Origin of the sequence: Suilimivivens sp. (assembly GCF_037359455.1) — a bacterium.
Taxonomy (GTDB): Bacteria; Bacillota; Clostridia; order Lachnospirales; family Lachnospiraceae; genus Suilimivivens; species Suilimivivens aceti.
In genome coordinates, this window is sequence record NZ_JAXXXI010000002.1 from 60,878 (window position 1) to 67,967 (window position 7,090).

Sequence of the window (7,090 nt, forward strand, 5' to 3'; positions counted from 1 at the left end):
ATTGTTAACCCCATTCCTGATTCAGCCAGTTACGCAGCAAGTTGGCAACGGCCTCAGGATTTTCATCCACAAATTTTTCGATCAGCTTCTTGGTCTCGGAGCCCTCTTCCGCACTGATATCTTCCAGCTCTATCTCAGGCTGTGACTGCAGAAGGGATTCCACCGGAAGCTCCTCCGGCTGTTTCGAAGCCTTTTCGCCTCTCATGCTCCTCAGCACTACAAAAGCAAGCAGGGCGAGAATGATAATGATCAGAATGATCTGTACTATATTGGAGGCGCTGATATTCAGTCCCTCTTTATCAAAGAACACATTCTCTGTCCTTGCTACAAAGGCAATATTGGCAGCCGGGAAGCCTGTTGCCTTGGATACCACATCCAGGATATCATCATCTACCGTGATCCTGGAGCCCTGTGCATTGGCAAGCTTATATTCCTCCCAGCTGATACCATCCAGGAGTCCCTGTGCCTTTACATCCTCTTCTCTCACTACATTATAGCTGATCGCAGTAACTGCTATCGTAGAATTATCATAATCTATTACTCCCGGCAGATTATTGGTAGTAGTGATCCGCTCATTGGGAAGATAGTTATTCTCTGTCTCTTCTACTGTCGATGAGCTGTTGCCAGAATCCTGATATTCATATTCAGTGCTGTCACCATTGCTGTCTGTACCAGGGACGCCGCCTCCATCATTGGTGGACTCCGAGGAATAGGTTCTGTCAGAGCTCTTCAGCCCCTGGGTTGCTCCGTCAGGTGCAGAGTACTCATGGTAAACCTCTTCACTGGTTGCAAAATTAATATCAAGATTGCTCGCCACCTCGATCTTGTCAAATTCATTGGTGCCAAGCAGAACCTGTCTTACTTCATTCTTTACTACAGTCTCCCACTGCGTTTTCACACCAAGCTGGGAGCTTGCTGTGCCGGAAGCGCTGTAGCTGTCATCTCCGGAAAAAAGCATATTTCCATCAGTATCCAGGATCACGACATTCTCATCAGTATCGTTCCCGACAGCCTTGGATACTGCCTTGGCAAGATAAGCCGCATTATCTGTGGTAAACTCGCCGTCAAGCTCCAGCAGGATCCACGCCGATGTATCCTTATTTTCTGCGATCAGGGTACCATCATCTGTCGGGATATTCAGATCCACCTTTGCGCTCTTGATGGCACTGAACATGGAAATAAAGTCATCCGCCAGTCTTGTTTCCAGATAAAGCTCATAACGCTTCTGTTTATCTGCTTCTGTCGTGCTGAAGCCGCCGCTCGTTACATTGTCAATGGTATAGGCTGCCGCCTGGATATCATTGGCTCCAAGCAGAAGATTTGCCTGTGACTGCTGTTTCCTGTTGATCTGGATCCGGTAGCCATCATCTGATACCTTATAATCCAGTCCCTGTTCGTCCAGAAGATCTGATACCTCAGAGGCTTCCTTTGTCGTGTCACACTGAAGCAGTAATACGTACTGTGGTCTTGTCAGGACAGAAGCGATCACTGCCACCGCTATGATCACGCCCGCCGCTGCTGCAACGATAAAGGTCTTCTGCTTCGTGGAAAACTTGTTCCACCAATCCAGTATGTTTTTCAGTATTTTCTGTAATCTTTCCTGCATGATTCACTCCTACTTTTCTGTCAGATCTGGATCTGCATGATTTCCTTGTATGCTTCAAGGAACTTGTCCCTCACAGCTACCGTGTAGGACAACGCAGTAGAAGCCTTCTGCAGGGCATTGGTCAGATCATGGGTATTTTCTGTTTCTCCAAGTGCCCATTTTATTTTTTCATTCTCGGCATCAGAAAGATAGGCATTGGTGGTATTCAGGTTCTGTACCGCCTTGTCAAAAAGGCTTCCAAAAGCTTCATCCTCCTGTATGTCCTGTCCGTTCCTCAGCTCTGTCAGATATGTATCAGCAGCACTTTTTACTGCTCCTGAAGATATATTTCTTAATGACGTAATATCCATTTTTTATGTATCCTTCCCTCTGTTTCTTAATACTACTGTCCCATCTCAAGACCCTTCATGGCTATGGTCTTACTGGCATTAAATGCAGTAGCATTCGCCTCATAGGAGCGGCTGGCATCAATCAGGTTGGTCATCTCCGTAACAATATTTACATTCGGATATGTCACATAACCATTCTCATCTGCATCCGGATGGGACGGATCATATGCCTTGATCATCTCTGTCCAGGTATCCTGTGACACCTTGCTTACCCGGACACCCTGTCCTTTATAGGCATCACTTGCCTTTCCAAAAACAGAGGAAAAGCTTCCCACCTTTTCCCCCTTCTGCTGAAAGGTAACCACCTTACGTCTGTAGGGTGTTCCATCTTCTGTCCTTGTCGTGTCTGCATTGGCCACATTCTCAGAGATCACGTCCATGCGGTAACGCTGGGCTGTCATTCCGGAAGCATTAATATCAAAGGATGTAAAAATACTCATGTGTGTTCTTCATTCCTTTCTGTATCCTCCTTCACCCACAGAGGGGTGAAAATATGGAAGCTCTTATTTCATCACCATTTTCAGGTTGGTAAATTCTTCATTCATGCTCTGTACCAGTCCATTGTACCTGATCTGGTTCTCAGCAAGCCTGGCTGTTTCTGTATCAATATCCACATTGTTGCCATCCAGTCTGTAAGAAAAGCCGGAAGCATCCGTATAAACCCTTGTTTCCAGCTCTGTATCATTGATGGCACCCACCCTGGCATCCACACTTTTAAACCTTGTGCTCCTCATAGCCTGCTTCAGCTGTGATTCAAAATCCACATCCTGTCTCTTATAGCCGGGTGTATCCATATTAGCAATATTATTGGCAAGCACATCATTCCTTGTCCATGCTGCATCCGCCGCCTTGTTTAAAACATTCACATAATCAAACACATTGGTATTGATCATCTGGATTCCTCCTTTATCCCACACTCTCCCTATCCTATTTTATTATAAATTATTTATTGGAGAGCACAAGTAGAAATGTATATTTCATCTAGTAAAAAAGACCCACCCCGAGCCAGATATCCTAGCCAGCCGCAAGTCCTTTTACGAAAATATGTGACGTCCTGTCACTGATCTACTTCATGTTCTGTTCCTTTAATTTCTCGATCTCATCAAATACCATATCATTCAGGACCTTGATATAGGTACCCTTCATGCCGGATGATCTCGATTCAATGACACCTGCGCTTTCAAACTTGCGGAGTGCATTGACGATAACAGATCTGGTGATCCCTACTCTGTCTGCGATCTTGCTGGCCACCAGAATGCCTTCCATACCATCAAGCTCTTCAAAAATATGAACGATGGCTTCCATTTCAGAATAGGAAAGGGTTCCGATCGCTGATCTGATCACATTCAGCTTGCGTGTCTCCTCTGCATTTTCTTCATTGACTGCCCGGAGCATCTCCAGTCCCACGACTGTAGTTCCGTATTCACAGAGAATGATATCATCAATATCATACTGCCTGTCACACTTGTAAATGAAGAGGGTTCCCAGTCTCTCTCCTGCGATCTCTATAGGTGTAATGATCGCCTGGAATTTCTTCACCTCTTCAGCGTCAAAGCCAAGCGTTTCCAGATTCACATTCTCCTTGGTGGAAAGAATGGCAAGAAGCCTCTCATTCAACAGGGCATCAATAAAGCCGCCCACCTGATCCACGATCAGCTCAGTGATGGAATCAACACCGGGCGCATCTCCTACACCAAGCACCTTTCCCTTTTTGCTGATCACCAGGACATTTGAACTCAGGATCTCGCATAACACCTTGCAGATATCATTAAAAACTACCTTACTCGAATTATTATTGTGAAGAAGCTTCCCAATCTTTCTGGTCTTGTCCAGCAACTGTACACTACTCATGCTAAGTCCCTCCATCGGCAAAAAATACCGTCATCGCAAAAATTTCCTCTATACCGCATTGCTATCGTCATTTTAGCACATATGGCTTCGAGTTTCAATGCACTTCACAGGAATTATGCATAATTTCATGTACTTTTCCAATTTTTTATTTATTTTCTGACTATTGAGCTTCACCCTTAGGAACCGATGTGACAAATCCACAGGATTCATTGGAGCATACCAGCTTATTCCCCTTATACAGCATCAGGGAGCCACAGCGCTCACATTTCACATTGGAAGGCCGCTGCCACACCATAAAATCGCATTCCGGATTATCAATACAGCCATAATATTTCCTGCCCTTTTTGGTCTTCTTCAGGACAATATCCTTGCCGCATTTCGGACAGGCTACACCGATCTTCTCGTAGTAGGGCTTGGTATTGCGGCACTCCGGGAATCCCGGACATGCCAGGAATCTTCCATGGGGACCATATTTGATCACCATATTCCGTCCGCAGAGTTCACAGACCTCATCTGATACTTCGTCCTGGATCTGTACCTCCTGCAGCTCCTTCTCTGCCTTCTTTACCGCCTCATCCAGATCCGGATAGAAGTTGGAAATCACTGTTTTCCAGTTGACCTTTCCCTCCTCCACTCCATCCAGAAGAGCCTCCATATTGGCTGTGAAGTTTACATCCACAATACTCGGGAATGCCTCCTTCATCATGTTGTTAACCACTTCACCCAGCTCTGTTACATAAAGATTTTTGTTTTCCTTTACAATATATCTTCTTGCAAGGATCGTGGTGATCGTAGGAGCATAGGTACTCGGACGCCCGATCCCAAGCTCTTCCAGTGCACGTACCAGTGATGCTTCTGTATAATGGGGTGCCGGCTGTGTGAAGTGCTGCTTCGTCAGCAGTTCATCCAGTGTCAGCTTTGATGCTGTATCAATTCCCCTGATCAGGGTATTGCTTTCTTCCTTGTCATCTTCCTCTGTATAGACACTCATGAAGCCCTCAAATACGACCTTGGATGCTGCAACAGTAAAGCGGTGCTCTCCCGCATCAATCTTCACAGAGGTAGTTTCATATCTGGCCGGCGCCATACGGCTTGCGGTGAACCGTCTCCAGATCAGCTGATACAGTCTGAACTGATCTCTGGAAAGAGAATCCTTAAGCTGTGCAGGAGTTCTGTCAAGATCGGTAGGCCGGATTGCTTCATGTGCATCCTGGATCTTCTGTCCGCTATTCTTTCCTTCTGCCGGTGCAGATACATAATCCTTTCCGTAATTCTTTTCAATATATTTCTCCGCCATGACCTCTGCTTCTGCAGATACTCTGGTGGAATCGGTACGCAGATAGGTGATCACACCCACAGTACCGCTGCCCTTGATATCAATTCCTTCATAGAGCTGCTGTGCCAGGCGCATCGTCTTCTGTGTGGAAAAATTCAGCACCTTGCTGGCCTCCTGCTGCAGGGTAGATGTGGTAAAGGGAAGAGGCGCTTTCTTTATACGCTCTCCCTTTTTCACTTCGCTTATCTTAAACTCTGTATTCTTCAGCCCTGCCACGATCTTATCCAGCTCTTCTCTGGAGGTAATGTTTACCTTACCGTCTTTCGTGCCATAATATTTAGCGATCAGCGGCTTCTTTTCTCCTTCTACGAAAAGAGATGCATCCAGTGTCCAGTACTCTTCCGGAATAAAGTTGTTGATCTCATCCTCTCTGTCACAGATGATGCGCAGTGCCACTGACTGTACTCTCCCGGCACTTAAGCCCCTCTTTACCTTCGCCCAGAGAAGCGGTGAGATCCGGTAGCCAACCATCCGGTCCAGTGCTCTTCTTGCCTGCTGTGCGTCTACCAGATCCATATTGATCTCCCTGGCATTCTTCAGGGATTCCTTTACTGCGTTTTTAGTAATTTCGTTAAAGGTAATACGGTATACCTTTTTATTCTCCAGCTTCAATGCCATGTACAGATGCCAGGAAATAGCTTCCCCCTCACGGTCAGGGTCCGTTGCGAGATAGATCTTATCTGCTTTTTTCACTTCCTTGCGCAGATTTGCAAGGATATCCCCCTTACCACGGATAGTAATGTACTTTGGCTCGTAGTCATGTTCCACGTCAATCCCAAGCTGGCTCTTTGGCAGATCACGGACGTGTCCGTTGCTTGCCGTGACCGTATAATTCTCCCCCAGGAACTTCTTTATTGTCTTCACCTTCGCCGGTGATTCCACAATTACCAGATACTTTGCCATGAAATTCTTTTCCCCTTTATAGTTAAAAATGTTAACGTCAAAGACTATACACCCATTTTTCTGCGGTTGCAAGTAAAAAGTTTATAAACACGAGTAAAACAATACTTGAATACAAAAAACCGGGAACTCCTTCAAATTCAGGAGTTCCCGGTATCACTGCATGGGTTTCTTCTTATTTAATAGTACTTATATATGGTGCTGAAGGTCAGTTGAGCATGAAGGATTCACGGACGATAAATCTTACCAGTACTGCATCCTGTTTTCCCTGTGAATCAGTTGCCCTGATAATATAATTCTTCGACGTTATCGCAGGATTTAATTCTCCATCCACAACAAAATCACCCTTTACATTACAGGAATAATCTGTCTTATACTGTGGACTGTCGATACTTGCAGCAATCCCACCATCTTCTCCTTCCACCGTCAGAGATACCAGCGAATTGGGCTCTGATACTTCAATCGGGAGCCAGTTCACTCTGAAATCAATCTCAAAATCTTCATCCACCAGTGTACTGTATCCATCCAGATAATAATAGTAAGTTATCAGGATATTACTGCTCTCCGGCACCCTGCTTCCATCAGCATTCGTCACTTCTATTACCGGTTCACTGCTTTCCTTACTATTTCTGTTGTGCAGGATCTTCCAGATATTCAGAGTCCTATTGAACTCATTAAATACCCCTGTACTGTAATTCGGTGCATACCATGTCCAGTCATCCTGCACATCCTTATCATAATACGTATTTCCTCCCAGTGGGAAGCTGTCACTCCATCCATTTAAGTATCCTATGCTCCAGTCCGGATTCTTATAATCTCCATAATCGATAACCTGGAATATCCTGAAGAAATTCTCATCCCATCTAAAATAAGTTTCCGGCTCCAGTTCTTCTCCCGCATCACTGGCTCCTCTATTCCATTCCAGATTGTATTTACCCATGTTAAATACATTATTATCTTTCTTCTGTCTGTAAACTGTAATCTCAGCTGTTTCAGGGTTTATTGCCG

Annotated in this window: 7 protein-coding genes; all 7 read right to left on the reverse strand. The window is 45.3% G+C overall.

The genetic code is table 11. The annotated features are described in order from the left end of the window. Positions 1–4: 4 nt before the first annotated feature. Positions 5–1,606, reverse strand: coding sequence for a flagellar M-ring protein FliF C-terminal domain-containing protein (locus WJQ40_RS00325; RefSeq protein WP_337537521.1), 1,602 nt, complete (start codon positions 1,604–1,606; stop codon positions 5–7). A 20-nt stretch (positions 1,607–1,626) separates the two neighbouring features. Then, positions 1,627–1,956, reverse strand: coding sequence for a flagellar hook-basal body complex protein FliE (gene fliE / locus WJQ40_RS00330; RefSeq protein WP_118797601.1), 330 nt, complete (start codon positions 1,954–1,956; stop codon positions 1,627–1,629). A gap of 32 nt (positions 1,957–1,988) precedes the next feature. Then, entirely contained in the window at positions 1,989–2,435 is a 447-nt protein-coding gene (flgC, locus tag WJQ40_RS00335) for a flagellar basal body rod protein FlgC (RefSeq protein ID WP_118797600.1), read from the reverse strand. Positions 2,436–2,498: 63 nt separating this feature from the next. Beyond that, positions 2,499–2,888 (reverse strand): flagellar basal body rod protein FlgB, encoded by a 390-nt coding sequence (gene flgB, locus WJQ40_RS00340; protein ID WP_118797599.1) that lies wholly within the window; start codon positions 2,886–2,888, stop codon positions 2,499–2,501. A gap of 172 nt (positions 2,889–3,060) precedes the next feature. After that, positions 3,061–3,846, reverse strand: a complete 786-nt coding sequence (gene codY / locus WJQ40_RS00345) for a GTP-sensing pleiotropic transcriptional regulator CodY (RefSeq protein WP_118797598.1) — start codon at positions 3,844–3,846, stop codon at positions 3,061–3,063. 160 nt (positions 3,847–4,006) lie between these two features. Then, on the reverse strand, positions 4,007–6,085 hold the full coding sequence (gene topA / locus WJQ40_RS00350) for a type I DNA topoisomerase (protein WP_337537522.1): 2,079 nt from the start codon (positions 6,083–6,085) through the stop codon (positions 4,007–4,009). 205 nt (positions 6,086–6,290) lie between these two features. Then, positions 6,291–7,090 (reverse strand): hypothetical protein (locus tag WJQ40_RS00355; RefSeq protein ID WP_337537523.1); only part of this gene is annotated, 800 nt, incomplete at its 5' end.

Coding starts and splice junctions, on each gene's coding strand:
- flgB (WP_118797599.1), bottom strand. CDS start 2,888: ATGATCAATACCAATGTGTTTGATTATGTGAATGTTTTAAACAAGGCG.
- flgC (WP_118797600.1), bottom strand. CDS start 2,435: ATGAGTATTTTTACATCCTTTGATATTAATGCTTCCGGAATGACAGCC.
- fliE (WP_118797601.1), bottom strand. CDS start 1,956: ATGGATATTACGTCATTAAGAAATATATCTTCAGGAGCAGTAAAAAGT.
- WJQ40_RS00325 (WP_337537521.1), bottom strand. CDS start 1,606: ATGCAGGAAAGATTACAGAAAATACTGAAAAACATACTGGATTGGTGG.
- topA (WP_337537522.1), bottom strand. CDS start 6,085: ATGGCAAAGTATCTGGTAATTGTGGAATCACCGGCGAAGGTGAAGACA.
- codY (WP_118797598.1), bottom strand. CDS start 3,846: ATGAGTAGTGTACAGTTGCTGGACAAGACCAGAAAGATTGGGAAGCTT.